This is a genomic window from Candidatus Neptunochlamydia sp. REUL1 (genome assembly GCF_963457595.1).
In the GTDB taxonomy this organism is placed as follows: domain Bacteria; phylum Chlamydiota; class Chlamydiia; order Chlamydiales; family Simkaniaceae; genus Neptunichlamydia.
Window position 1 is genome coordinate 580,606 of sequence record NZ_OY735137.1, and the last position, 26,691, is coordinate 607,296.

Here is a 26,691-nt window from a genome sequence, read left to right on the forward strand (position 1 = left end):
CAGGAATTGTCTAGCTCAGAGGGAAGAACTCTTGCGCAAGAAGAAAGCACAATATTGTGCGCCTTGGCGTTGTTCTATTGTTGATCCTTGGGGGTTGCTTATGTTGTAAGAAAATCTCTTGCTCAACCAAAGCCAACACCACCAAAGACTCCTCCTAGCATTCCTGCAAAACCTCCTTTAGCTACCCCCCCCCTATTATAGAGCCAAAACAAGCTCGCCATTGGGGAGCTGTAGGAAGCTCTGCTAAATAACGCTCTAACTATATATCGTAAAATGCTTTGGCATTTTCATAGAACAGCTTGCGTTGAGTCTCTAGCGCGTAGCGAGAAAATGCCATGCGGAAGATGTCTATAAGCTTTCCATAAGGAAGGAATAGGGAGTCTGGAGGGATGTTGCTTCCAAAAAAGCACCGATCCTCTCCGAACTCTTCGATACCTGCATGCAGAAATCTCTCAATATTCTCTTGATCATGGGATTGAAATATAAGTCCAATCCCACTGAGCTTGAGATGAACATTCGGATTATCCACAAGAAGTTTGATATCCCTCTTCCAGGTTTCAAAACCACTGTCTGTGATATCGCGGGGCCATCCCAGGTGATCTAAAACAAAAGTCACGTCGGGAGTCGACTTAACAAGCCTCGCTACATCTGGAATTTGATGACCAAATAGAGAAATATCAAAGGTAAGGATCTGCTTCGATAGAGCTTTGAGACCCTTCTGGAAATGGGGATCGCTCATGAGATCTGGACCCGTAGAGCCTTCTTCATGAAAAAGAACCTGGCGTACCCCACGAACGTTAGAAAACTGGCAATGGTCTTTTAATACGTTTTCAATATCAGGATCCCTAAGGTCTGCTTGAAAGACAATGACATTTGGAAACCCATGGCTATCGGCAATCTTTTGAAGCCATTCCGTTTCATAAAGCGACTTTTTAAAAGCAGGATTCGCCTCTAGATGAACACTTTTTGTGACATTGTAGGGCTTGACCAAGCTCTCATAATCGGTAATCAAAAAGTTCTTGCGCAACTTATCGACCTTTCCGATAACCTCTTCGAAGTGCCCTTCTTTCTCTGTGAGCCATGGGTATTCACCGTGATCTAGATCCCACAGGTGCATATGCCCATCGATGATTTCGTCTTTATACATTGTTGATGCCTTTGTGAATAATCCTATCCTAAAATTCACATTACTGGTTTAATGGATTTTTTTACACGTGCGTACTAATTTTTGATGGGCCAGGATTCTGCAATGAGAAAAAATTCAGTTTTTATAGTAAAAAGTTGATGCAGAGTAATTCCTATCTCTGATATGAGAATAAGATCTTTCGGATAATGATAAAATACGTGATGAAAAGCAGAACAATAACACTCTTCCTCTTCCACATACTTTTGTGTTTTTCTTTATCCACCCTTTATGCTGAAAAAGATCCAAACCCACATCCCCAGGCAGATCTCTCACCAGAAAAGATCCTAGTCTCTGATATTTCCTCAGGACCAGGATATACGATTAACTTTGATAACGTTCCGATTCTGGAAGTCGTCAAGTTTATCAGCAAGATCGGAAAGGTTAACTTCCTCTATGAAGACGTGAACTTAAACTTCAACGTTACGATCGTTTCCGAAGAGCCTACTCCTCTCGTTCACATAATGGCAGCATTCATTCAAGTCCTTAGAATTAATGGCCTGGACCTTATTGAACAAGGAAACAACCTTGTGATTTCCAAGGGAGAGGGCATTAGGCAGATTGGAACAGTCGTCTCTAAAGAAGTCCCCCTTCCTGGGGATTACATCCCACCGATCATGACGCGCGTATTTTACGTGAAGAATGCAAATCCCGATACATTAGCAGGAATCATCCGGCCCCTTCTTTCTTCCTCTGCAATCATTGAGGTCTCTGAAGCGACCCGCAACATTATCGTGACTGACATCACTCAGAATATAGAGGAGGTTCAAAAACTCTTTTACACACTAGATGTTCCCAAGTCTGCTTTGAGCATTGACTCGTTTTCTTGTCGTAACAACTCTCCGGAAGAGCTAATTGCTCTTGCAAACCAAATCATGATCCCTATTTCTGAAGGGAATCCGCTAATATTTGTTCCTCAAAATCAAACACGCTCTATCTTTATAGTTTCAACGCCTTTTCTTATCGAACAATCGATCACGATCTTAGAGGACCTTGACAATCCTCCTTCTCTGTCCAGAGGAATCCGGGGGCCCCTCACAGCAAACAACATTTTAATCTATCATATTAAGCACAAGCCTGCTGATGTCTTGATGCAGGGTATCAAGGGCATTGAAGGAAACCTCCAACAGCTAGGCCCTTCTTCTCAAAATTTAGTCGGTGCATTGAATTCGATGAAGTTTGTAAAACAAAGTCACTCCCTGTTTTTTGTTGGGGATACTCAGTCCCTTGATGAGGTCAAAACCATCTTGGATAGCTTAGATGTTCCCTATAGTGAACAGGAGCTCGAATATATTCGAGGGGGCTTCTACATTTACAAGATTCAATATAATGACGAGCAAGAAATTGCCAACTCTCTTGACAAGCTTGTTAAAAACTTAAAAAGTTCTGATCATCCAGATAACGATCTCATCACCACGATTCAGTCAATGAAGTATATCAAAGAAAACGACTCTTTGATGTTCACTGGAGACCAACGATCCATTAACCGCTTAAAAGAGCTGCTGCCAACCTTTGATGTCCCTCAACATCAGATCTCGAAGCTCCCCATGAGCAACCACTTCTTCATTTATAGGCCCACGAATGAGACTGCAGAAGACTTGCTAACTCAGGTAAAAAACACCTCTAAGAATCTTAAGAATTCTAATTTCACCGATACAGCATTCCTGAAAGCGCTAAGCTCTGCAACCCTTTCTGATAAAGGTAAATCCGTCACATTTACTGGAGACCAACAATCCCTTGATCGGATTAAGGCTTTAGTCGCAGGGCTGGATCAACCTAAAGGGCCCGCCCCTGTTGAAACAAAAAACTTTGTCTATCAGATCCAATTTGTCAACCCCGAATATATTGAAGATGGGCTTCAAAGCATTGCAAAAACACTCCCCTCTGATAACCCTCTAGCTCTGACAATCGATAATATGAAGTATGTCAAGCAATCAAACTCGATTGTTTTTAGAGGATCGGAAAACACGATTAATGAGCTCAAAACAATCCTGCCAACTCTGGATAATCAACAAATTGCTCAAAATCAAGCAGCTGGAAAGTCTACGTATTTTGTCTATAAACTGCAAAATGCTTCCGGTAATCAAGTCATTAAAGAACTCAAGCAAACAGCTCAATCCATCAAGGGCTCTACTGCCCAAGATAAAGAAGTTGTCCAATCAATCAACAATATTGATTGGATTCAGTCAACGAATTCCTTAGTTATTACAGGCCCTCCCTCTGTTATTGATCGTATTAGGGGCATGATTGAAAAATATGACACTCATCGTGCAGAGGCAACTTCATTCTACGTCTATAAACCAACAGGTATCACTGCTGAGGAATTTCAAAAACGTGTTCTCAGCGCTGCAAAAGAAATGAATGCTGCTGGACTTGATAATAGCAGTCTGATCGAAACTATGAGCTCAGCCAAAGTGGTATCGAATGGTTCTGCTGTAATGTTTATTGGTGCTCCTCAGAGCATCGAAAAACTCAAAGAGATGATTGCATCTTTTGACACCTACAAAGCAGATCAGCCAAAAACCTCAGAGTTTTTTATGTACAAACCTAAGGTGATTTCTGCAGAACAACTTAGAAGTGACATCCTAAAAGCTGCCAAACAAATCGAGAAATCAGGACTCGAAGACCCTGAGCTCATTAGCGCCATGGACTCTGCTAAGATTTCATCTAGTGGAGATCGTGTTGTATTTACGGGAACACCTGAAGCTATTTCAAAAATAAAAATGATGGCTGAACAGTATGATAATCAGCAGGAACAAACCAAAGCCTCTCAGTATTTTATTTTCAAACCTCAGCACCAAACTCCTGAAGAGATTATCAAACAGTCACGACATGCTGCCGATCAAATGGAAGATAGAGGCCTTACCGATAGGAGTCTGATTACAGCTCTAAACTCCGCAACAGTTGTTTCTCAGGGAACTGGCGTTCTATATACTGGAACCAAGGATGCTATAACCCAAATTGAGGGCCTTGTTCCAACCTTTGACAATACAAAGGCTATCTCTCCCGACGCAAATCAGTTCTTTGTGTATACTCCTGTTCATATTACTGCCGATCAACTAAGGCAACACGCACGCCGGGTTGCAGATGATATGGAAGGCGCAGGATTTAGCGATAAGAGCTTGGTCAGCACCCTGCAAAATACTCGCCTTGTTTCCAATGGAAAAGGTGTTTTATTTACAGGAACTTCTGAATCAATTGCCAAAGTTCACCAGTTACTCCCTTCTTTAGATAGTCCAACCGATGATCAGCCCAAGCAAGTTGGGAAGACTACGTTTATGATCTACAAGATCAAGTATCTGACAGGGCAATCCTTAATGGGATACTTAAGAAATATGTCTTTAGACTTGCAACGTGCAGGCTCCACTCAAGACGATTTAATGACAACCTTGAATAATATGCGCTATGTTCAAGACACAAATTCAATCATCTTTACTGGAACTCCCCATGCCGTTCAAGAAGCGCTGGCTCTGGCTCAGAAATTTGATATTCCTTCGCTTGCTCAAGAAGCTCCTGTTCGTGCCCCTACTGGCTACTTGATTTACAAACCTAAGTACGTTCCTGGAGAAGAGTTAATTCGTGTACTCCACGATTTTGAGCAAAATTTAAGAACATCTGGTGTCAGTGATAAAGAACTCTTTGATGTGATTAATAATCTCAAGTGGATGGAAAGGACCTCATCGATTCTGGTCTCAGGTGATGAAAAGGAAACAAAAAAGGTTTTTGATCTTCTAGAACGTTTTGATATTCCCGGACCAGGAATTCCTGAGGGTGAGCCTGGAATTGAAACTGTCTCTGATATGAGTTTCCTCATTTACAAGCTGCAATATCATTCAGGAGAAGAGATCCAGACTGCGATTAAGCTTATCGGAGTAGACCTTGGAAAATCAAAATCAAATAGTGATCTAGCTCAAGCAATCCGAACACTTCAATGGATCGAAGTCACCAATTCCCTCGTTGCTACAGGACAAGCAGACTCCTTAGGGAAACTCAAAGAATTGATCAAGAGCATTGACATCCCTCTCAAACAGGTCTTTGTAGAAATCCTAGTGATTGAAACGCAAAATGCCGACACTCTAGAATTTGGTCTTCACTGGGGATCTCAAGGTGTTTACCGGAATAAGTTCTCTTATGGCACATATGGTCAACCCATAAATACATCCAACAACGTTGATCCATTGGCAAGCTTTAACAGCGCCGTACAGAACGTTACCGGTTCAGCAACTCCAACAGGGACCATGATTCCTATTGCATCAGGGGGAGATCTTGGAGTGATTGGAGATATTATTCTCCATAAAGGCCAAACCTATTTTGCACTAGGTTCTTTGATCAATGCACTCAAGAATGATGGTGATTCTACGATTGTGATGAACCAGAAGATCATCACTCAGGACAATAAAATGTCTACTATCTTCTCAGGGCAGAACATCCCGTATACTGGATCTCTTGTCACACAAAATGGTGCGAACCAAATCACAACAGCCAATCTGGAATACCGCGATGTAGGAATCAGCCTGAGTATTACTCCTGTTGTTGGGAATAACGACGTCATCACTCTCATGATTGAGGAAGATATTTCCGAACAAATCAATACCGACCGAGGAAGTAGCGTAAGCTCTGATCAGGTTCAAGGAATCACAACAAGTAAAAGCAGCACAAAGGTTGTTGTCAGTGTTCCAGACAAAAGCTTCCTTGTCTTAAGTGGATCAATTCAAGACTCTAAAACACGCACTAAAACAAGCATCCCCTGTCTTGGGGGGCTTCCTCTGATTGGCGCAGCTTTCTCTGATGTCAGTCTAGATAGCTCGGTTGCAAATATTGTCTTCTTTGTGAAACCACAAATTATCAAATCCTTCGATGTTTACTCTGAGATTACCGAAAGACAGGAAGATATCTTCCGCGGTTACTCAGGCGATCCCGAAGATTTTGATATTGGTGTCGAACTTGTCAAAACCCCAGACGATACTTATTAGTTTCAATCTGAAGTTGATAGAACACTAGCCCTAAGAGGGTCTCTAAACAGCTGGACTTTTCGTTCGATGAATGCTAGGCTATCCCCCAATGAAGTATGCAAAATTAATCCTCACTGTTCTTCTATTGCTCGCCATAACAGGTTGCTACAAAGTCCCTGATAAGATTGAGCCGCAGGTAAATTTTTCAGTGCAAGACAAGTATTTAAAGCAATTGCCTCCGGCTTTCCCACCGCTAGATGCAAGTGAGAAGGGAGAACCATGGGGGCAGGAGTATCTGATTGCTCAAAAATTTGTAGAATATTTGGACCTTTACCGCGCAATCACAACATTTAAACGTGCAGAGTTTCTATTGCCAGCAGGGAAGCCTCAGCGTCTTGAAGAGATTCAGTATCAGATCCTCTTGAGCTACTATTTAGGAAAACGATATGAGCAAGTAACACAAGAGTTTACCCACTCGTCTCTATATTCAGCGACAGAGAGTTTTCCTGCGTATCATGATCTTCTGATTATAATGTATGAAAGTTATATGGAAGTCGGAGAAGAAAAAAAAGCAGATTATGTCTTTAAGGTGATAGAGCACCATTTTCCTGAAACGGCAAAAAGACTCAAGGTTTCAACAGCACTGATTGAAGGGGACCTGAACACACTCCGGACGATTCAGAGGGAAGACCCCTCGAAGGAATACATTACACAGCTTCTAGACACTTACGAAGCAAAAAAAAAATCTGTTAAAAAAGCACAAACGCTCAATGCCCTTGTCCCTGGTGCAGGGTTCTTGTATGTCGGACAAAAACAATCAGCGCTTACCTCCTTTCTCTTAAATGGCCTCTTTATCTGGGCATCGGTTCACTTTTATACTAAAGGAAACTACGCGGCGGGAGCAATTTTCACAAGCTTTGAAACAGGCTGGTATTTTGGAGGGATCTACGGAGCTGGAGAAAGTGCTAAGCTTTATAATGAACGTCTTTATGAAGAAGAAGCCTATCCCATCCTCAACAAACATAGCTCCTTCCCTGTCTTAATGCTAAGGTTTGGGTTCTAAATGAAAACACTTCTATTGTTCGTCTTGTCCCTTCCTCTATTTGCTGAAGTGGGATTCGTCGAGCCATGGGGAAAAGATAGTGAACTCGTCCCAAGCACCAGTCTTATTCCTCCTCTTCCGGAACAGTCAGGACTCATGACCAAACTGAGCGCAACTATTATCTTCTTTCATCAAAATATCATCTCCCCTGTTGATGGCCCTCGTAGTCACTTCCGTCCCACAAGCTCACGCTATATGCTTCTAGCAATGAGAAGACATGGCTTTATTAAAGGATACATCATGGGGTGTGATCGCCTCCTTCGAGAAAATAAGGAGGAATGGGTCTATCGCACAGTGACAATCGATGGAGAGATTTATAAGTGGGATCCAACTTTCTCATCATCAAAAAGAAGAGGATCCTCCAAGAAAGCCACTTCATCATGAGAGGATTTTTTCTTGTCTTGCCTCTTTTTACCTTTAAGGTAAAAGGTCAGAGGAACACCCGTATATTGATAGGTCTTGCGGAACTGATTGATTAGGTATTTCTTATAGGTATCACCTAACAGATCTATCTGATTGACGAAGAAGACGAAACGGGGGGGAGCGGAGTCAACCTGCGCCATATAATAGATACGGAGGCGTTTCCCTCTAAGCATTGGAGGATGCACCTTATGCATCACTCGCTCAATAAACTTATTGAGCTGCCCAGTGGATATTCTTTTTGTAAGATTTTCATAAACCTCTCGAATCAAAGGGAAGAGGTCATCAATTTTTCTACCCGTTAGGGCAGAACCGAATAGAGTAGGGCAATAGTTGATAAAGGATGCTTCAATCTCAAGACTCTTTTTGCAATGCTCCATTCGAAATCCTTTTACAAGGTCCCACTTATTGAGAAAAATGATGCACCCCTTTCCTTTTGCTTCAATAGAATTGGCAATCCTTTTTTCTTGAGATGTCATCCCCTCTTGGGAATCCAGCATGAAGATACATACATCTGCTCGCTCAATGGCGCGTTCGGTCCGAATGGCAGCAAATTTATCAACGACTTCAGGCTCAGACTTTTTTCGACGAATCCCTGCGGTATCAATAAAGGTAAAAGTCTCTCCTTCAAACTCAACGACAACATCAATCGAGTCTCGAGTCGTTCCGGCAATAGGGCTTACAACGCAGCGAGACTCATCTAAAAGAGTGTTGATAAGGGTTGACTTCCCAACGTTGGGGCGACCAACGATAGCTACCTTAATTCCCTTAGCATCATCTTCTCCATCAACAATGGGGCAAGGTTCGAGAGCTATCTGCAACATCTCAACAATATTATTCCCTTGAATCGCAGATACAGGAATCATCCTTTCTATCCCTAATGCATAAAATGGCGCCAGGATCGAAGGATCTTCATTATCCATTTTATTCACAGCAAGGGTAAGTGGCTTCCCACTTTTCAAGAGGATTTGTGCAACATTTTTGTCCAAATTGGTAAGGCCAGTCCGTGAATCAACAACCATGATTAAACTATCGGCTTCTTCAATCGCAACTTTTGCCTGAAGCTTGACCTCCTCAGCAAAGGGGATCGTACTGCTTTCATCAATTCCACCAGTGTCAATAATCTCAAAAGGGCGCCCAAATAGATCTGCCTCAGCATAAAGACGATCACGAGTCACACCTTCCATCTCATCAACAATAGCGATCCGTTTTTTGGCAATCCGATTAAAAAGGGCCGATTTTCCCACATTAGGGCGCCCTATCAAAGCAATTTTTGTTTTCATAGGCTCCTATCATACCAAATCCTTGCTTAAAAAAAAATATTAATAAAAAATCATGGAGAAGGTAAATAGTAGGGAATGGAAAAGAGATACCGCTTCTTACTTATTTTTTTCTTGATTGTCGGCATCATTGCAATTGGAATTTCTTTCTATGTCCAATATGGAATGGAGATTCCCCCCTGTATCTACTGCAAGGCACAACGATGGGGATATTTTTTTTTAGTTCCCCTCTCGATTATTGGCCTATTGATCAGAAAAAAACGGGGAATGCTTCGGTTTATCCAGGCGATATTGATGGTAATCCTTTGGTTTGCCGCTTTTCATACGTTCAAGGAATTCTTTGGAAGCATATGTAGCTGCGTAGTAGGGGCTACAAAGTGGGAAATATTGGGGTTAACCGCTTCTCTTTATAGCGCCATCTTCTCTATCGCTCTGTTTATAATGGTGCAGCTTTTTCTTAAAAAAAAGAAATAGACTTATTCCATTATTATTTGGCTGTTCCACAATAATAGCATTTTGTTGTCCCTTCATAATTATGAAGTCCACATTTTGAGCATTTCCATTCTTCTGCTATGGGTACTACGCGACGTAACTCTGAAAAAACAATCACGGGAGAAAAAGATGCCACAAGTATTAAAACGAATATTGCTAGATGTTTCATATATATTCCAATTTGAATAATTATCAAGGTTGCCTATTTTATTTCTTGAACGATACAACGTCAAGGTTATTTTTTTAAGGATAATTTTTATGCATAGGGTGTGTCCCTGAAGTCCTCTCCAAGGAGTTGTGCCTAGATTTTCTCATCTGTTGACGTGTGGAGATTGATAGCAACTTGGTAAAGTTGTTGAGATCGAACACAAATACAGACGGGGAAAGGTGGTCCAAATCCTGGAAAGGAAGTTTAAGGACACGCCCTAGGAAAATCTTACCATATATTTCTCAAGTTCTAAGAAAGACTTTTTAGAAGTCTGATGAGATCTTCGCGATCTAAGTGTTTAATTTGATCTTTATCATCATATCCAATGACCCCCTCGGTAAGGCTGATCTTCCTCTCAATAAGCGCGTGGATATGTTCCTCAATAGTTAACTTATTCACCATCTTAAAAACTTGAACCCCACGATTTTGTCCAATTCTATGGACCCGGTCGGTTGCCTGATTTTCTTTTGCTGGATTCCACCATCGATCATAATGAATGACAACGGAGGCTGCAGTCAAGTCAACACCTGTTCCCGCAGCTTTTAATGAAGCAACAAAGACCTCGCATTCAGGATCTTCCTTGAAAGTCTGGAGCTGCTTTCTTCGATTTTGAGTAGATCCTCTAATGGTCGCATATCCAATCTTGTTATCCTTGAGATAGTTCTCAATCAGAGTCATCATGTCAAGATACTGGGAAAAAACAACAAGCTTCTGCCCGCTCCCTCGAGTTTCTTCTAGAAGCTCAATAAAAAGATCCCATTTTCCGCTTCGGTACTTTTTGTAATTTTTAAGATCTTTATTAATCAAGCAAGGATGATTACATATTTGCTTTAAGCTATTTAGGAGTGCAAAAACATGCATATATGGGACGGCTTTATCAGGATTCGAGACGTCATTTAGCAAAGCATCGCGGGACTGATTCACAGTATCCATATAAAGTGTCTGCTGCTCTTCAGAAAGATAGGAATATGCAATTTCTTCAATCTTCTCAGGAAGGTCCTCAAGAACATCACTTTTTTTTCTTCGAAGGACAAAAGGGTAAGTCAAACGAGAGAGGAGCATCCTTTTTTCTTGATCGTGAAGTTTTTCAATGGGATTAACAAAGAGTTCACGATACTGAGCCTGCGTTGGCATATATCCTGGAAGAACAATATCAAAAAGAGCTTTGAGTTCTTGAAGACGGTTTTCAATTGGAGTTCCTGAAAGACCTATTTTAGTCTTGGCATCCAGCTTTGAAAGGGCTTTATGGGTTTGAGACTGCGCATTTTTAGCAATTTGGATTTCATCAAGAATCGCTACATCAAACTCAATTGTCGATAATTCTTCTCTCTCACTCCGCAGCGTTCCATAAGAAGTGAGAAGAATATCGGCTTCATAATTAAAGGACTTCAATGTGCGCTGTGTTCCATAAAAAACGACAACATTCATACCGGGAAGAAATTTCTCTAATAGATCCTCCCAATGATAAATTACAGAAGTAGGACAGACAACAAAGAACTTTTTCTTTTTTTTTCCTTCCGAATTTTTAGCAGCAGCGAGGAGAGCCATTGCTTGGTGGGTCTTACCTAACCCCATATCATCACACAAAAGTCCTGAAAGGCCATAGGAGTAGAGAAACCATAACCACTTGGCACCCACGTCTTGGTAAGGACGGAGCGTGCTCTTTAACCCCTTTACACTAAGAGTATCCGTCGTCTCAAAAGAATCAAGCTCTTCAAGAAGTGAGCGCGTCTTAGAAGACTCCTGTGTTTCCTCCTTAGGTGGCTCGATATTCTCAAAGGTCCGAAGACGCATCCATTGCAAGGTTGAAAGAGTGAGGCTGTCTTCTTCAATCTTTCCAACTTCTCGAAGCCAATTAAATCGAGGATCCTTAAAAAAGAGTAGTCCTGCCTCAGTAATAGCATAGGAGCGGTGGCGGTCAATTGCTTCTTTAATAGTACTAAGACTTTCCTCTCCAAATTCACTGACATACGCTAACTGCACTTCCCACTCTTTTCCCTCAGTCCTATCGATAGTATTCACTTTGAGCGTCAGATTGTGAGGTCGTTTGAGTCGGCGATCGATCTTAATGATGTAAGCTTTAAGTTTTGTCAGTTCTACCGTGATGAAAAGAGGTTCTCCTGTTTCATCAATATGAGCTCTTTTCCGATATTTCTCCGGAAGACGTGCAGAAAGGGGAATTTCACTAAAACCCTCTCCGGGTACATATGCATAATCCCCGTAGTAGTGAATCTCGCGCCCCTGGTATTCTGAACGATAAAAGTACTCAGGCTCCACTACAATGTGTCCCTTCTCGTCGATCAAAATATTAAGACCGGCTTTTTCTAAGGGGCAAACAGGGCTAAAGAAGTTCTTAATTTGTTCAAGCTCTTCTTGATTTTCATGAATGAAAAGAGGGATTTCTCTTGCCTTTATCGCTTTACTTGAAGAGATATTTCCAAGACCACGAGCTCGAACTTTCCGATAAAACCCTTTTCTGTTCATATAGAGCCAATCTCCAAAATCAAGAATATCTTCATTCCCTTCAAACGTTCCTGATTCACTTTCAAAAGTGAGCATTTTCAAATCAAAGGCATAGGACAAACGAAACTCTACATTTGAGAGATGAATCTGAAATCCTTCATGTTCATTAAGCCATAGGCGATGCTCATTGATAAAATCCCCGATATTATCAGCAGGAACAACCGTATCAAGGTCTTCAAACAGCATCTCTTTGAAGGGATAAAATCCCTTTCCATCAAGGTAAACCCACGAAGAGAACAGTGCTGCTCCTTCTTTTTGCAAGTCTCCTTTCTCAAAAGCGTAACACTCGATATGAAGCTGCTTTTTTTTATCAAAGTGTAAATCATAAAGCGGCGTCACCGCTTCTCGAGAAAGTGTCGCCCCTTCCAGATATCTTTGCACAGCTTTAAAGTTTTGCTGCAAAAAATCCCCAAGATTTTTCTGCGAGACAACCTTTTTCTTCAATAAGGGACTTGTCTTTGCTGGAAAGAATCCACTTGTAGGAAAAAACTCCCAGTCATCTAATTTTACCATTCCCTCTCCCCGTTTTTCTTCTAGAGGCTCTGAGGAAATGTGAAGCTCCTTCGCACCCGCGTCGTAGCGCATTTTCTGCACTCTCACGTCTCGAAACTCATGCACAGGAAGGGGAGATTTTACAAAACGAAGAGACGGGATAATTTCTTTCCAGTTCACTTCGGCAATATAAAATTGAAACTCTAAATCTTTGAACGTAACCGTTACCATTTTTGGAAGCGTCTTTCCCGATGTGCTAAAATCAATCGAGTACACCTCATTAAATTCATCAGCGAGAATCATCCATTTTGCCAAGTCGGACCAAAAAGAAAGCTCATATTGAAGCGCTTGAGTAGGAGTTCCTCTCTTCCATAGGGCAAGCTCTTCCGCCGGAAGGTTGGAGAATTTTAAAGATGTTTCTTCAGTTTCTATCGCTCGATTAAAAACTATTTCATTAAGAACCTTCGCCCCTTTCTCTGTTTTGATTTTTACAGAAAAGAGCGTTTCTCCTCCCTCAGCCGCGGAAACATACTCTTTCTCCCCTTTTTTCTTTAAAGAGTTTTGCTGTGTCCCATGTCTTTTAAAGCCCATAAGGCAAAGCTTATTCCAAAGAGAGTCCTCAAAGCGGATGTGAAGGGGCTCTTCCCCATCAACCTTAAGAAACGCTGCGGCTAAATGAGGACATGATCGGTGCTTTTCAGCCTCATTACAAGTACAGAAGGCATCTTTGACTTCTCCTTCATCACCAAGTTGAAGAAAAGGCCAATACTCCTCTCCACTTTTGGGATCATGGACTTCGACCTGATATGTTCCTCCGGAAAAAACGATGCTTTTGACCTCACCTTCCTTGATCAAGGCTTCCCCTTCTAAATAGTGCTGGTTTTGAAAGACCCCCTTAGTCAAAGCGCGTTTAAGACCTCTTCAGGTTCATGGAAATCAAGATTTAAATCATGAGCTACATGCTCATTCGTCACTTTTCCTAAACAAACATTCATCCCGGGGAGAAAAAGGAAGTCAGAAAGAAGCGCCTTCTTATACCCAAGCTCAGCAAGTCGAAGTGCATAGGGAAGGACACTATTCGTAAGCGCAATGGTTGCAGTACGAGCACAAGCTCCTGGCATATTCGCAACACAATAATGAACAACCTCATCTTGAACATAGATAGGATCGGAGTGAGTCGTGGGACGAGAGGTTTCGCAGCACCCCCCTTGATCGATTGCTACATCTACAACAACAGCTCCATGTTTCATCTTCTTAATAAGACCTTTTGTCACAAGCTTGGGAGTAATTTTTCCAGGAATAAGAACCGCTCCAATCACAAGATCAGCAGCAATGACCTCTTCTTCAACAGTCGCTGGGGTCGAGTAAAGCGTTTTAAGTTTTCCATCAAAGAGATCATCAAGCTCCCGCAGACGATTGAGGTTATTATCTAAGATGGTAACATCAGCGCCAAGGCCTACGGCCATCTTTGAAGCTTGCGTCCCCACGATTCCTCCACCAATAATCACCACTTTTCCTGGAGACACCCCAGGAACTCCCCCAAGGAGAACTCCTCGTCCACCATTTGACATATGAAGCGCGTAAGCGCCTGCTTGGATCGCGATTCTTCCCGCCATTTCACTCATTGGAGTTAACAGTGGAAGTCGCCTTTTATGATCGACAACCGTTTCAAAAGCGATGCCAACGACTTTTCGTTTCAAAAGCGCAGCTGCTTGCTCAGGATCAGGTGCCAAATGGAGGTAACAAAAAAGGATCTGGTTTTCTCTAAGAAGAGGGTACTCAAAAGGTTGAGGCTCCTTCACCTTAATCACCATTTCAGCAGCGTAGACCTCTTTAGGCCCAGGCACAATTGTTGCTCCTGCCTTCCGATAATCTTCATCTTCAAAGCCAATTTTTGATCCAGCTCCTTTTTGAATAAAGATCTTATGCCCCCCTTTGGCAAAAGCTTTGACCATCGCAGGAGTTGCTCCAACCCGATACTCATGGTCTTTGACCTCTGTTGGAACCCCAATCTTCATCTTTAAATCATCCCATTGTACACATGGCAGACATCACCCGACATGTTGATCTCTACAAGTTTTTTGTTTTCAGTTAGCATCTCGAATTGAAGTTTCTCCGTGCTACCAAAGATGACTTCGATAGATCCAGAAATCCCAAAACGGTGCCATGCAGCCATACAAACAGCTGTTGCGCCACTCCCACATGAAAAAGTTTCTTCTTCTACGCCCCGTTCAAAAGTACGCACATGCAGAGTATTAAGGGGATCGAGCATAGCATAATTGATATTTACTCCTAAATCAGAAAAACGATCTCGAGCCTCCAGATCAAAGCGAGCAAGATTATCAGTAAAGACAACAAGGTGAGGAACACCTACTTCGAGAAGATATTCTGAGTCCTTTTCTTCTACAATCTTGGGAACTCCCATTTGGACAGAAATTTCCCCCTGACTAACCTTGCAGGTGTAGACTTTTTTCATTGTTTCAATCTGAAACTTTGCTTTTTTATCTCCTAAATCCTGAATAAACTGAACCAAGCACCTTAGGCCATTGCCACACATTTCCGCCTCCGACCCATCTGCATTGAAGATTTGCATTGCATAATCTCCCTGATTGGAAGGTCTCAAAAAAATGACCCCATCGCCTCCAATCCCATATTGCCTATGACAAATTTTTGCAACCATGCCCGGGCCGACCGAAATCCCCATTTCTCGGTTATCGATCAAGATAAAGTCGTTCCCCGTCCCATGGTACTTGGAAAAAGAAAATGTCATTATTCAAAACCGAGTTCCTGGAAGGATCCTACAATCCCATCCAAGAGCCCAAAGTCCTTTGCTTCATTGGCAGTCATCCAGGTATCGCGATCAATTGTTTTCTCGATCAAACCGGAATCCTTTCCTGTTGCCTTTGCATAAACATCGACAATTTGCTTACGCGTTTTGATAATTTCTTTTGCTTGGATCTCCAAGTCCGTCGCCTGTCCCTGAATCACTCCAGCAATAAGAGGCTGGTGAATCATAATGCGCGCATTTTGGGTTGCATAACGCTTTCCTGGAGCCGCAGCCAAACTTAGGACAGAACCCATCGAAGCCGCAAGCCCTGTTACTACAGTTACGACTGGCGATGTAATCATATGCATCTGATCCCAAATCGCAAACCCAGAATCTACAGACCCTCCAGGAGAATTGATTACAAATAAGATAGGTTCTCCGGGAGCTGTATGCTCTAAGTACCAAAGCTTGCGGATCACATCCTTTGCGCTTTGATCAGAAACAGAAGTAGAGAAAAAGATTCGCCGTTTTTTTAGAAGAATCTCTTCGATCTTTGTATCGAATGGTTTGGAAGATTCTTTTTCGTCTTCATCATCTTCCAGTCGAATGGGATTGAGTTGAGTCGTCACTTTTCTATCCTTTGTTATACCATTAATTTTTGTACTTCATCTAAAACAGAAAGCTCGGGATAAAGCGGAAATCCTTCCAAAAGAAGTGTGACTTCTTGCTTCACTTTCTCTAGACAAGGTCCGTCAATACTCACCTTTGCTTTGCTCAGTTTCCTGGTGCGTTCTACTATCCTTGCTTTTGTTGCTTTTAGCAGATCTACCATTAAATCAGCAATGAGTCTCATTTCTTCTTCTTTAAGGCCACGAGATGTTAACGCAGCTGTCCCTAAACGCACTCCAGATGTATACCATGCTCCATTGACATCATTAGGAATTGTATTACGGTTTACCGTCATGTTGGCCTCAATCATGGCCGTCTCGGCTTGCCGCCCTGTCATTCCGAAGCTTTCCATGACATCGACAACAACCAGGTGATTATCAGTTCCCCCAGTAAAAAGCTTTGCTCCTCGGGACATTAACTGATCTGCCATTGCCTGGGAATTTAAAATGACTTGTTTTGCATACGCCTTGAATGCAGGCTTGTTTGCCTCTCTAAAAGCAACTGCTTTGGCCGCCATGACATGAGGGAGAGGTCCCCCAAGGACAAGAGGACATCCCTTATCAATCACTTCTCGAAACTCTTCTTTGCAAAGAATCAATCCACCACGCGGGCCACGAAGCGTTTTATGGGTTGTCGAGGTAATAATATCCGCATAAGGAACAGGGTCAAACTCCTCAGTGAGAGCCTTTCCCGCAACAAGACCTGAAAAGTGGGCCATGTCAACCATAAAAACAGCGCCGCATTTATCTGCAATCATCCTCATTTTTGCAAAGTTAACGAGCCTTGGGTACGCAGAATATCCAGCAATTAAAATCGCAGGTTTTTCTCGCATCGCCTGCTTTTCAATAGCATCGTAATCCATGAGCTCTGTCTTTGGATCGACGCCGTAAGAGGTTGCCTGCATCATCTTTGACGAAACGTTATGCTTAAATCCATGGGTCAAATGACCTCCTGAGTCTAACGCAAGCCCCATCATTTTCTGCTGAAGCATGAGCATCCGTATCCGTTCATATTCCTCAGAAGAGATCTCATCAAGACTCTTCTTTCCAAGCTTTTCAACCTCTTTATTTTGAACGCGATGAACAAGAATTGCCCAAAATGCAACTAAGTTAGCGTCTGCTCCAGAGTGGGGCTGCACATAAGCATGCTCCGCGCCAAAAAGTTTTTTAAGCTCTTCAACAGCTAAAGCCTCAATCTTATCGACATTTTCACACCCGGCATAGAACCGATGGTACGGATACCCTTCACTATATTTATCGGTTAAAAGGTTTCCCATTGTCAGCTGCGTTGCCAATGAAGAATAATTCTCCGATGCAATCAATTTCAAATGCGTTCTTTGATCTTGAAGTTCTTTGACAATCCCGAAGGCAACCTCAGGGTTTTCCTTCTGGATATGATCAAGAGCTGCCAGATAGGCAATGGCTGCAGAGTCTCTCTCCGCCTCTACAGTCTTCTCAAAATAACGGCTTAAATAGGACATACGGGCATCTCTCCACCTTGTTCAACCTCTCAATATGCCACATTCCCATTAAACCAGCAAATTGATCTTTTTATTGCTACAACTCAGACCCAGTGATTTGCTAGAAAGTCTATGCGGCCACAACTTTAGCCCGACACGCCTAAATAAAATTTAATTTACTACGTAGCCTCAAAGACACAATAATAGCTTGAAGAATACGGCATGAAACATCATTTTTTACAATTATCCATAGTCGCCTCTCTCAATGGGAGCTTGAGTTTTCTCTTGAGAATTTTTTGGAAAAAAGATACGCTGTTGGTCATAAGCAAACTTCAGAGAGAACTAGATGCACGAAGCAATAAAGCCACTACTTGATATTCAAGAATTTGATATAAAGATGATTCGCCTGATGCGCGTAAAAAAGCAGCGGCAAGGGGAGCTAAAGCAGATTGAGTCTCTCCGCATCGAGCTGAATGAACAATTGAAACTGAAAGAAGAAGAAATCGGTGATCTTGACAAACAGGTCAGCGGCCTTGAAGAAAAGATTCAAGGACTTACAGAGAAGTATAAAAAGCTCGAATCACAACAATCAAGTGTTAAAAAAATTGAGGAATTCAACGCCCTCACTCAGGAGATGACAACTGTTGAAAGAGAAAAAGTCGCTCTTGAAACTCAAACATCCAACATTTTAGATAAAAAGGTCGCAGAGGAAGAGATCCTTGAGAAAATTAAAGAGAGCCTCTCCTCAACAGAAACCAATAGCCAAGAGCTAGAAAAAGAAATTAAAGAAAGCATCGATCAGATTAATGAAGAGGGTCAGCGCCTCAAAGTCGAACGCGATGCAATCGTCGGGAATGCTGAGCCCGAAACCCTTAAAATTTATGAACGCCTTCTCCGCAACAAAAAAGACCGCGTGATTGTTCCGATTGAAAATCGGACATGTAGCGGGTGCCATATAGCCCTCACCCTCCAACACGAAAACCTCGTCCGCAAGGAAAAGGCTATCGTCTTCTGTGAGCATTGTTCGCGGATCCATTTCTGGCAAGAAAGTGAAGCAGCCGAAGGAGCGGAAGCGCCAACGCGCCGCCGTCGCCGTCGCGCTGTAAAGGCGTAAATCTCTGATCACGATCGGAGACTAAAGAAACTACGGAGCGGGATGCAATCGCTGTTGTAGAAGCTCGGCTTCTATGAGAGAGGAAAGTCCGGACTTCAGAGAAAAAGGTGCCAGCGAAATGCTGGGGGCCGTAAGGCTACGGAAAGTGCAACAGAAAACAGGCCGCTGATCTGCAAGGATTGGATAGGATGAAAATGCTGGGTTAATGATCTAGCCCCGAGACAGCGATGTCCCGGAGAGGCAAACCCCACCTGAAGCAAGAAAAGAGTCTAAGCTGTTTTTCGCAAAGGGACTCTTTCAATGTCGCTTGAGGGTCTTAGTAATAAGGTCCCTAGATGAATGATTGCAACCTACGGTTTGTGGGTGACAGAATCCGGCTTACTCCCCTTCCGGGAATTTGAGCGTCAACCTTGGTTGGCGCTTTTTTTATTGCTCTTCAGCAGCAAAAACCGCGTTCATCTCTTTTGAGTCACGATTGGATCAACGTCAGGAAACTCTACTTGCTGCAAGATCTGCGATAGTTTTTTCTTGAGGTCTTTGCTTCCACAGATTGGGCAAGCTATTAGTGGAGAAATCACTCGCTATGTCACTTTTCCTTGTGGCAAGAGCTTCCAAAAATGCCCTTTGTGTCCTTCTTTTGCTCCTCCCTTGACTGAATGCATACAGTTACAGCCCCAATAATACCATTCGTAAAAAATAACGTCATAAAATAGCCCACGGTCTTGAGCAGAGCCTTCTCACTCTGGTTGGAGTGTCAACAAATGCATTCCATGCATCGCAGCAGGCCATTGTAATCGCATCATAATCTTCATAACAGCGATTCGCTAGATGTTCATCTTGAAGCGTTTGCCATACTTGTTCTGTTGGATTCAACTCTGGCGAAACCGGAGGAAGAGGTAGAAGGCTTATGTTGCTAAACCTTTTAAGTCGCTTTGTTGTATGCCAAGCAGCTCTATCCAGCACAATAACTGCATGCCTTCCTTCAGGAATCTTCATGGAAATGTGCTCAAGATGCACAAGCATTGCTTCTGTATTTACAGCTGGCATTACAAGGCCTACAGCTTCATCTCTGACGGGGCAAATAGCTCCAAATATGTAAGCGTATTCAAATTGCTGCTGACGTGCGAGCCGAGGACGTGTTCCTTTATTGGCCCATGTACGGGTTACAGTGCCTCTTTGCCCCACTCTAGCCTCATCTTGGAACCAAATATCAACAGACTCTATTTCTACTCCTGCTGGCAATGCCTCAACTACTTTTTCTGAGAAGTTTTTTTAAAAGTCTCTTGGGCTTCTAAGTCTGCCTTGGGGTGAATTGATCGACCCGAGATCCAGACGAGGTCAGCCCTTTTCAATGTATTGTATACCGTCTTCAAAGATGGGTCGACTCCATATTTTGTTTTCATCAATTCCAAAATGTCTCTCCCTTTGATACGTCCACCTACTTTCTTCTCTTGCAGCTCTAAAACAGCTTGCCTGAATGCAGCTTGATTTTCTAGAGGTATCAATGGCTTCTTACCTCTACCCGGCTTATCTTTTAACCCTTCGAAACCTTCCGTTCTAAATCTCTTGATCCACCTCATCAAAGACCTGAGTTTCACCCGTACAAAGGCTGCTGTTTCTGTAAACGTCTTCCCTTCTTGGAGATGGGCAAATGCCAGAAAATGGTATAATGCCCCTATTGCATTTGTTCTTCCTTTTGCTCCCCAATCATGAGTGCCAAAACATCGCTGTCCTATTTTGGAGTAACCGTGGGTGCGGGGCATATCATGGGCAAACCCGCTTTCATCAATATATACAATTGGCTTTCCCAAACGTTTATATTCTGCGATTTTTCCTTGAAAGATTTGTCTTTTTGTTTCGCAGGCCTTGGGATGGTTGAGAGTTTTTTTTATAGCTAATTCTTAACCTCTTCATGGCACACCGAATGCCTGAAGTGCTTACTTTGAGACGATGTGCTCGTTCATAGTTGAAGGCATCAGGGTATTTCTTGATATCCTCCATCAAGATCTCTCTATCAATCTTTATTGCAGGTCTGATTTTAGTGCGCCTCGGCTCTAACCTCTTAGACCAGAGAAACACACTATTTACACTTACTCCAAAGCGTCTTGCTACTTGGGCAAAGCTTAATTTTTCTTTGCTTCGGATTGATAGAACTTTTTTTCTAAAATCTAGCGAATATGTCATTCAAAAAATTATAACTAAACCGAAATATTTCAGCTATAACAATAATACAAAATTCATATGAAACTTATTTTTACATAAGAAATTTTAAACTAAAAGACAAAAAATGGAATAATCATTATTACGCATTTTTTGTGCACAATATCCTGAGTCGAAACTTTAAAGAGCTTATTTTTCCTGAAGCGGAGATCTTAAAGCACGATAATCTTCCGCTGTGAAGAGCTCTTGAATTTCCTCTGGACGGGACGCTGTGATTTCAAAAAGATATCCTTCTTTTTCGGGAAACTGGTTGAGTAAACTCACATCTTCTTTGAGCTTCCTATTGACAGCCGTGACGGTCCCTGAAACCGGGCTGTAGATGTCAGCAGCAGCCTTGGTAGACTCTAAGACTGCAATTTCTTCCCCAGCCTCTACTTTCTGCCCAACCTTGGGAAGCTCGATATAAACGATTTCTCCAAGCTCCTGTTGAGCATATTTAGAGATTCCTACCTTTCCATCTAAGTACCATTCATGTGTATCTGTATACTTCATCCCATAAGCTCCATTGAGGCCCAAAGGGCGGGGTGTTTTTCAAGATTAAAATAATCCGAAGAAAGGTTAAAGTGCTCCTTTTCTCCATTTTTTCGCTTAAAGCGGTAGCAAAATCCGAGGCGCTTAAACTCTACCGGATCATACCCATATAAAATCTCTTTGGGAAGTGCAATTTCAACCCTATACGAGCTCCTTTTCACCTCTGTTTTCATTGTGATGAGCTTAGAGTCCGCCAATTCGTGGCTATCCTCACCTCGAAAACGGGTCACTTCAGCTCCAGTCTCTTCCTCCAAATCAAATGAGAAATGGTGGCAAAATCGGGTGATCACATTAGATGTCTTAAGATCTCGGGTATCCATAAATAACTCTAGCTGATCCCCACTTTCGATTCCCAATTTGCATCCCATTTCCACATAGATTCCCACAGGACTCCACAAGAGGGCCAATGAAACAAGCCGACCCTCTCCAGTCAAACCTGTGGTATTCGGAAGAAGTCCCTTCTTAAACTGCCGCTTCTTTTCCGCTTTGGGGATTTTTCCCCTGACTTCAAAAAATGCCGCTGGACTTAAGGGCTTAAGGTCTTTCAGCACTGACATCGCTAAGCTTTATCGCATTTTTCTTCTGAATCCGCTCAATCAAATCAGTCATGAGATGACGCTCTGCCTCTTTCGAAAGAATCGCTTGCCCCTGCTTCATTTCTGCATTGAAATTCCCACTGGGGACCGACTTTTCCTGAAGCTGGAAAAACGAAAGACGGTTTTCAGAACGATGTTCCACATCAGACCAGCTCTTTTCTACCATTGAAAAGAGCTCCGAAGAAAACCAAGGGCTACGCTCATGATTTTTGAACATTATATTTTCTTTCACAAGAGACCATTGGGAACAAAGATCTTCCTTTACTCCAAGCTTTCCATCCTCTTTAAGAGGCTCTACTTGCTTCAAGAATTGACTCCCTTCACCAACCCTACGAACGTCCTTTTCTGCCACCATCATATGTGGAAAAAGGCGATATTTAGGGTAGAACTCATCAAGTCTTACCGCGCGGTCTTCAGGAAGTTCAACCCCAAGCTGCGATATTTGAAAATCAATCTTCTTTAAAATCTCTGCAAAGAGGATCTGACCCACTTCTTTCTCCACCTCACTTAAAGGCTTCCAGTCGTTGTCTTCTGTTTTGAAAACAGCAGGGTTCTTGGTCCGCACTTTAGGGTAAGAGGCCTCCAGATGCATTTGAAGTAAAGTGTCTAAAATACCGCGCTCACTAGCTTCTGCAAAGGTTAAAACCGTTCGAGTGAGATCCCGGTCCACCACTTGAAAACGGTAGTAGGTTTCTCCATCCCCAGTAAATAATTCCAACTGATTTTTTGCTGCAAGAGCTTCGGGATCGCTATCGAGTTCTCCCTTTAGCACTGCTATAGAAAACAGATTGGAAAGCTTCTCTGTAGACTCTACTCCTTCGAAAGGAGAATTTTTTCCACTCGGTGAAAAACTCACACTGCGAATATTTATATGCTTTTGATTGAGCGCCTCTTGAATCCATTCAGGATGACTTTCAACAATCCTTCCTCTTGAGAATCGGTCAATCTTTCCGCGAAGTTCTGGCCCTAGCCCTTCAAGCGCTGCAAAATATTCTTCTGCATCCTCAACATTTTTAAGTTTCAGTTGTGGAAACTCTTTTGTTAAAAGTGCAAAATTCTCTTCTTCAAGCTGCCATTCCCACATTTCCTTAAGACTTACGCCAAGAGCGACTTCATCTTTTTTCACTTCAGCAACTTCTACCAAAAACCGTTGTTCAATGAGCTCAGGGCAATTTTGTTCAATCTCACTGACACTTGCAAATGTTTGTGGAAGCATCAATGCTTCCTTTCGATTTTGCGAAACTTGGTCAAGATAGAGCTCGAGTTTCATCAAAGTAGAAAAATTTTTGATATCCAAAGAATCGGGTAAGTGATACAGATCCACTTCAGCAGCCTTCGAAGCAAAACTATAGAATGTCTCGTAGACATGAGGATCAACAAAAACAGCTCCACCTACGTCTTCAAATAAGCGGCGAAATAGCATAACTTTTTGCCATACTCCAACAGCTTCTTTTTCGTTCATTCCAAGTGTGTATAGCTGCTGCTGCCAAAGCTGAGAGATTTCCTCTTCAGAAACCTCTGCTTTTCGAAGCTGCGTTTGCATTGCCTCGTAACCATTACGAATCAAATCAACGCGTGCTTCTTCAAAGCTGACTTTATATCCCCGCTCCTTGGCAATAAGCTCCGCATTGATCACAAACTGCGCCGCTAGCTCAATAAACCGAGGTCCAAACCATTCTTCTAGGCTCCGGCAGTGAAAAACATTTAAGTTCACTCGTTCTAATGCTGGGTCAGGCTCGATCCAGGTGTAATGCCTTTGCTGAAACATTAAATATTCGCGCAGAATATTTGGAGGAAACGCAGATTCTCCCAGGTACAAGTTCACAAGAAGCCCAAAAGCATCAGGATTCATTTCGTCTGTCGTATTCAAAAAAGCATCTAGATGAGCTTTCTGTGAAGGGAGAACTTGCGACCACAGGTTCTCTACACTGATAAAGGGGGCTGTCGGATGACGATAAGGGTGAAACGCCTTATGATGGGTCATGCGCTCGCTAAGATCTCCCTTCAAATCTTCAAAATAAGCATTCGCGAGCAACACTCCAATGCCAGTTCCTAAGAGATCCTTTCGTACCACTCCATCATTGAAAAAGTTGGGCATCATTCCTTTTTCAGTAAGCGCCAAATCGTTTCGATCACTTGATAAGAAGCGCACCATATGGTCCAGTTCGCTTTTCATGATTTTTGATCCATCGACCCCTTGGCCAATACATCTATTCTCAGCTTTTTGAGGAGCATTAATTGCGCTATGCGTTCCGAAAAAGGAAAAGGAGATGACGATGACAACAGCGATAACGATAAAAAAATAGCGTTGGTATTTGCGAAAAAATTCCAGCATGACGGTTATTCCAATAGATTATAAAGCAATCCATCGTATCAAACCCTCTCCTTTCCCGCAACATCCCTCAAACAATTCTTCACCCCATATAGTTGACTTCTATTCCTCTTCCAATAATGGTGAAGTTTATGGCACGTGAGAATTCGAAACAGCGGGTGCTTCTGGCCGTTATCAGCGCAGTTGCTGCAATTGGAGGACTCCTCTTTGGATACGATACTGGAGTTATTTCGGGAGCAATTCTTTACATAAAAAAATAATATGTCATGACAACCCTCCAAGAAGGGTTCTGGTGCAAAAATTTTATCTATGGAAAAAGGCTTACTCAAGGCTGTTTCCGTTTCAGTGAGATCAGGCTGCTATCCCAAAAAGACCCTATACAAATATTTTTTGAGATAAAACATCTTTCTTTCCTATGCCTTGTACTTGCCCCTTATAGGAGGCTGTTTAGAACCAAAGAGATTCAGAAGTTTCAGGATGTAAAACTTTTGAGTTCGAAAAAAACAGGTGCTTTTTAATAGGTTTTGTAGTTTGTAAGTGTTTAGAAATGGAAAATTCAGTCCATTTGGACACACCTCTCCCTAGGAGAGACACAAATTTGGGGGATCTAGAACCGCTAGCCTCTTCAGATTGTAACAAATAGCTTGCATAAAACTTGAAAACTGATTTTTCGCGATTCCTCGATGCCTCACTCGTTTCTCTATTTGCGAAAAGACCCGCTCATGAGGGGCCCTCACGGAACTGTACCACCGATCCTGATCTTTATTTTTGCCCTTCATGTTATTCTTTTTGATAGCGCCTAGATGTACCCCCTTTGCCTTAGCTATTCTGGGCGCGGGACTTATACAATAGCCCTTGTCCATATAGCTAGCTCCCTGAGAGGGACAGACGTGTTTGAAACCTGAGGCATCTGTAATATTAGCCGGAGTAATCGCAACCTTATTGATAAGACCTGTCTGCATGTCTACACTGGTATGCTGACAAAAGACTGTGTGATCTGGGGTATTGTCTCTCAGGTTAAACCCACAAAACCATCGAGCTGCAGTGTTTTCTTGGATAAAGCGTTCTAATTCTCTATCGCTGCAGTTCTCCAGAAACTGCAGCAATAAACACTTGAATATCCGCAGCAAGCGATACCCTTTATGGGGATTGTCCTTTTCCAGTTTCCTGAGTCTTTTCTCCACAAAACTAAATGACCAAATCTTGGCAAATTTACGGTAATTGTAGCTTTCTGGAACCAAGTCTTCTAAGCAAATCATCTCAACTTGTTGCATGGGAATCCTCCATCTAAAAAGAGAAAGAGCTTAAATTATTTTAGAAAATTATGCCAGTTCTCAACAGTCCCAATATGGGAATTCTTTGATATGTGGTTGTAAATCTTTGACTAGATAACCGCTATCGATTAAGCTCTTATGGCATCTTGATCAAACTAGTAGCATGAGCCGATGCAGAATTTAACACATCTTAGAGTCCCTCCTCCCTCCAGCTCCTCAGCAAGCTCCATCTCTAGTGACAAGTCATGCGGTTATAGTTCTGCATCTAGTTCTCCAGAAAACTCTCCTCCGGCAAGACATTTACCACTAAGACTTCCAGAAGCAAAGTATCAAGAGCTATTTGACTCTATAGATCCCTGGCACCCAAATCCCGAGCAAAGACTATCTGCCAATACACAGCACATGAAAACCCTGCAGACAACAATCAATAGGAAGATTCAAGAAAGTTATTTCTTTGTTTTGGGAAAGCAGCAGGAAGATGAGCGCTTTCAAAAGGTTTTTGTTGATTTCTTCCGTGAGATACGTGGTGTTAACAACTTAGCTAAAGAAGCATCTATTCTGTTAGCTGATCATTTTCGAGGCTATGCAGACGTGAGTGAAAAAGTCGAATACACCATAGATGCTGGAGACTTTTCAGATATCCACTGTACTTATCATCAACCAACAGAAGAAGTGATTCTTGAGCTCAAGAAGATCCTTGAAGAAGAGTATGGCCTGAAGGGGCAGCTTATAAAATCTCTGAATAAAGCAGGACAAAAGATTGGAGATGTATTTCAACTAGATACTCACGATACCTGTTTGCGAGAGTTTTCCATATTTCCTAGATTATTTCCCAAATGCATGAAAGCACTGAAGGAGATATTCAGCAGCCTATTGGTATCAGAGTGGCTCAAGAAAGACATTGAAGAGGTTAAGATCTATCTCAAGCAATCCCCCTCTAAAGAAAGCATCGAAAGACCAAGACTCACAAAGGAAGATCTCACTCGAGCGATAGCACTCTGGACAGCAGCAAAAGATACGAGATCATCAGCTCTCAAATAAACATAGAAACGAGCTAAAAGATGATCTATGTAGTGC

The 26,691-nt window shown here is 42.4% G+C and carries 21 protein-coding genes and 1 other RNA gene; 8 read left to right on the forward strand and 14 right to left on the reverse strand.

Annotated features, from left to right (window positions below):
• Positions 1-259: 259 nt before the first annotated feature.
• Entirely contained in the window at positions 260-1,147 is an 888-nt protein-coding gene (locus R2I63_RS03390; protein WP_316358864.1) for an amidohydrolase family protein, read from the reverse strand.
• Positions 1,148-1,347: 200 nt separating this feature from the next.
• Here R2I63_RS03390 and R2I63_RS03395 point away from each other — a divergent pair, with 200 nt between their 5' ends.
• From R2I63_RS03395 to yidD, 3 genes are all read left to right on the forward strand, one after another.
• Positions 1,348-6,156 (forward strand): secretin N-terminal domain-containing protein, encoded by a 4,809-nt coding sequence (locus R2I63_RS03395; protein ID WP_316358867.1) that lies wholly within the window; start codon positions 1,348-1,350, stop codon positions 6,154-6,156.
• Between the two features lie 88 nt (positions 6,157-6,244).
• Entirely contained in the window at positions 6,245-7,198 is a 954-nt protein-coding gene (locus R2I63_RS03400; protein WP_316358870.1) for a tetratricopeptide repeat protein, read from the forward strand.
• The gene (gene yidD / locus R2I63_RS03405) at positions 7,199-7,621 is read left to right on the forward strand and encodes a membrane protein insertion efficiency factor YidD (RefSeq protein ID WP_316358874.1); all 423 of its coding nucleotides are present in this window, start codon (positions 7,199-7,201) and stop codon (positions 7,619-7,621) included. It abuts the gene before it with no gap.
• Here the strand turns inward: yidD and der are convergent.
• Entirely contained in the window at positions 7,552-8,940 is a 1,389-nt protein-coding gene (gene der / locus R2I63_RS03410; protein WP_316358877.1) for a ribosome biogenesis GTPase Der, read from the reverse strand. The genes yidD and der overlap by 70 nt on opposite strands.
• A 75-nt stretch (positions 8,941-9,015) precedes the next feature.
• Here der and R2I63_RS03415 point away from each other — a divergent pair, with 75 nt between their 5' ends.
• Positions 9,016-9,411: a disulfide bond formation protein B gene (locus tag R2I63_RS03415; RefSeq protein WP_316358882.1), complete on the forward strand. Its 396-nt coding sequence runs from the start codon at positions 9,016-9,018 to the stop codon at positions 9,409-9,411.
• A gap of 475 nt (positions 9,412-9,886) precedes the next feature.
• Here R2I63_RS03415 and R2I63_RS03420 read toward each other — a convergent pair whose 3' ends face one another.
• The 5 genes from R2I63_RS03420 to R2I63_RS03440 are packed head-to-tail and all read right to left on the reverse strand — an operon-like array spanning position 9,887 to position 17,568.
• Positions 9,887-13,507 carry a DEAD/DEAH box helicase gene (locus tag R2I63_RS03420; RefSeq protein ID WP_316358885.1) on the reverse strand — a complete coding sequence of 1,207 codons (3,621 nt, stop codon included), beginning with the start codon at positions 13,505-13,507 and terminating at the stop codon, positions 9,887-9,889.
• Between the two features lie 44 nt (positions 13,508-13,551).
• Positions 13,552-14,670 (reverse strand): alanine dehydrogenase, encoded by a 1,119-nt coding sequence (gene ald, locus R2I63_RS03425; RefSeq protein ID WP_316358888.1) that lies wholly within the window; start codon positions 14,668-14,670, stop codon positions 13,552-13,554.
• A gap of 2 nt (positions 14,671-14,672) precedes the next feature.
• Positions 14,673-15,422, reverse strand: coding sequence for a diaminopimelate epimerase (gene dapF / locus R2I63_RS03430; RefSeq protein WP_316358890.1), 750 nt, complete (start codon positions 15,420-15,422; stop codon positions 14,673-14,675).
• Positions 15,422-16,021, reverse strand: a complete 600-nt coding sequence (locus R2I63_RS03435; protein ID WP_445083671.1) for an ATP-dependent Clp protease proteolytic subunit — start codon at positions 16,019-16,021, stop codon at positions 15,422-15,424. Before R2I63_RS03435 ends, dapF begins: the two co-directional genes overlap by 1 nt.
• Before the next feature lie 41 nt (positions 16,022-16,062).
• Positions 16,063-17,568, reverse strand: a complete 1,506-nt coding sequence (locus R2I63_RS03440; protein ID WP_316358897.1) for a glycine hydroxymethyltransferase — start codon at positions 17,566-17,568, stop codon at positions 16,063-16,065.
• Positions 17,569-17,893: 325 nt separating this feature from the next.
• Here R2I63_RS03440 and cdsZ point away from each other — a divergent pair, with 325 nt between their 5' ends.
• Entirely contained in the window at positions 17,894-18,661 is a 768-nt protein-coding gene (gene cdsZ / locus R2I63_RS03445; RefSeq protein WP_316358901.1) for a zinc ribbon domain regulatory protein CdsZ, read from the forward strand.
• Between the two features lie 32 nt (positions 18,662-18,693).
• An RNA gene (rnpB, locus tag R2I63_RS03450) (RNase P RNA component class A) lies at positions 18,694-19,058 on the forward strand.
• 305 nt (positions 19,059-19,363) lie between these two features.
• Here the strand turns inward: rnpB and R2I63_RS03455 are convergent.
• The 6 genes from R2I63_RS03455 to R2I63_RS03480 form a co-directional block, all read right to left on the reverse strand.
• Positions 19,364-19,903 carry an IS630 family transposase gene (locus tag R2I63_RS03455; protein ID WP_316358905.1) on the reverse strand — a complete coding sequence of 180 codons (540 nt, stop codon included), beginning with the start codon at positions 19,901-19,903 and terminating at the stop codon, positions 19,364-19,366.
• An 8-nt stretch (positions 19,904-19,911) separates the two neighbouring features.
• Positions 19,912-20,472: a helix-turn-helix domain-containing protein gene (locus R2I63_RS03460; RefSeq protein WP_316358909.1), complete on the reverse strand. Its 561-nt coding sequence runs from the start codon at positions 20,470-20,472 to the stop codon at positions 19,912-19,914.
• 4 nt (positions 20,473-20,476) lie between these two features.
• A complete protein-coding gene (locus R2I63_RS03465; protein ID WP_316358912.1) occupies positions 20,477-20,845 on the reverse strand; it encodes an IS630 transposase-related protein in 369 nt (122 codons plus the stop codon).
• Positions 20,846-21,010: 165 nt separating this feature from the next.
• Positions 21,011-21,373: a glycine cleavage system protein GcvH gene (gene gcvH / locus R2I63_RS03470; RefSeq protein WP_316358914.1), complete on the reverse strand. Its 363-nt coding sequence runs from the start codon at positions 21,371-21,373 to the stop codon at positions 21,011-21,013.
• The gene (locus R2I63_RS03475) at positions 21,370-21,969 is read right to left on the reverse strand and encodes a hypothetical protein (protein ID WP_316358918.1); all 600 of its coding nucleotides are present in this window, start codon (positions 21,967-21,969) and stop codon (positions 21,370-21,372) included. Before R2I63_RS03475 ends, gcvH begins: the two co-directional genes overlap by 4 nt.
• Complete coding sequence (locus R2I63_RS03480) at positions 21,947-24,343, reverse strand: hypothetical protein (RefSeq protein ID WP_316358923.1); 2,397 nt, start codon at positions 24,341-24,343, stop codon at positions 21,947-21,949. The genes R2I63_RS03475 and R2I63_RS03480 overlap by 23 nt, the downstream gene beginning before the upstream one ends.
• A 128-nt stretch (positions 24,344-24,471) precedes the next feature.
• On the opposite strand from R2I63_RS03480, the gene R2I63_RS03485 reads away from it, so the two are divergent.
• Entirely contained in the window at positions 24,472-24,600 is a 129-nt protein-coding gene (locus R2I63_RS03485) for a hypothetical protein (protein WP_316358926.1), read from the forward strand.
• 321 nt (positions 24,601-24,921) lie between these two features.
• Here R2I63_RS03485 and R2I63_RS03490 read toward each other — a convergent pair whose 3' ends face one another.
• Positions 24,922-25,614, reverse strand: coding sequence for a transposase (locus tag R2I63_RS03490; protein WP_316358929.1), 693 nt, complete (start codon positions 25,612-25,614; stop codon positions 24,922-24,924).
• Between the two features lie 171 nt (positions 25,615-25,785).
• On the opposite strand from R2I63_RS03490, the gene R2I63_RS03495 reads away from it, so the two are divergent.
• The gene (locus R2I63_RS03495) at positions 25,786-26,655 is read left to right on the forward strand and encodes a hypothetical protein (RefSeq protein ID WP_316358931.1); all 870 of its coding nucleotides are present in this window, start codon (positions 25,786-25,788) and stop codon (positions 26,653-26,655) included.
• The last annotated feature ends 36 nt before the right edge of the window (positions 26,656-26,691 follow it).

What these genes read in the sequence shown, in the direction of transcription:
- R2I63_RS03400 (WP_316358870.1), top strand. Translation starts at nt 6,245, where the DNA reads ATGAAGTATGCAAAATTAATCCTCACTGTTCTTCTATTGCTCGCCATA.
- R2I63_RS03485 (WP_316358926.1), top strand. Translation starts at nt 24,472, where the DNA reads ATGGCACGTGAGAATTCGAAACAGCGGGTGCTTCTGGCCGTTATCAGC.
- R2I63_RS03475 (WP_316358918.1), bottom strand. Translation starts at nt 21,969, where the DNA reads ATGTCAGTGCTGAAAGACCTTAAGCCCTTAAGTCCAGCGGCATTTTTT.
- R2I63_RS03415 (WP_316358882.1), top strand. Translation starts at nt 9,016, where the DNA reads ATGGAAAAGAGATACCGCTTCTTACTTATTTTTTTCTTGATTGTCGGC.
- gcvH (WP_316358914.1), bottom strand. Translation starts at nt 21,373, where the DNA reads ATGAAGTATACAGATACACATGAATGGTACTTAGATGGAAAGGTAGGA.
- R2I63_RS03490 (WP_316358929.1), bottom strand. Translation starts at nt 25,614, where the DNA reads ATGCAACAAGTTGAGATGATTTGCTTAGAAGACTTGGTTCCAGAAAGC.
- ald (WP_316358888.1), bottom strand. Translation starts at nt 14,670, where the DNA reads ATGAAGATTGGGGTTCCAACAGAGGTCAAAGACCATGAGTATCGGGTT.
- R2I63_RS03395 (WP_316358867.1), top strand. Translation starts at nt 1,348, where the DNA reads ATGAAAAGCAGAACAATAACACTCTTCCTCTTCCACATACTTTTGTGT.
- cdsZ (WP_316358901.1), top strand. Translation starts at nt 17,894, where the DNA reads ATGCACGAAGCAATAAAGCCACTACTTGATATTCAAGAATTTGATATA.
- dapF (WP_316358890.1), bottom strand. Translation starts at nt 15,422, where the DNA reads ATGACATTTTCTTTTTCCAAGTACCATGGGACGGGGAACGACTTTATC.
- der (WP_316358877.1), bottom strand. Translation starts at nt 8,940, where the DNA reads ATGAAAACAAAAATTGCTTTGATAGGGCGCCCTAATGTGGGAAAATCG.
- R2I63_RS03390 (WP_316358864.1), bottom strand. Translation starts at nt 1,147, where the DNA reads ATGTATAAAGACGAAATCATCGATGGGCATATGCACCTGTGGGATCTA.
- yidD (WP_316358874.1), top strand. Translation starts at nt 7,199, where the DNA reads ATGAAAACACTTCTATTGTTCGTCTTGTCCCTTCCTCTATTTGCTGAA.
- R2I63_RS03480 (WP_316358923.1), bottom strand. Translation starts at nt 24,343, where the DNA reads ATGCTGGAATTTTTTCGCAAATACCAACGCTATTTTTTTATCGTTATC.
- R2I63_RS03440 (WP_316358897.1), bottom strand. Translation starts at nt 17,568, where the DNA reads ATGTCCTATTTAAGCCGTTATTTTGAGAAGACTGTAGAGGCGGAGAGA.
- R2I63_RS03465 (WP_316358912.1), bottom strand. Translation starts at nt 20,845, where the DNA reads ATGACATATTCGCTAGATTTTAGAAAAAAAGTTCTATCAATCCGAAGC.
- R2I63_RS03495 (WP_316358931.1), top strand. Translation starts at nt 25,786, where the DNA reads ATGCAGAATTTAACACATCTTAGAGTCCCTCCTCCCTCCAGCTCCTCA.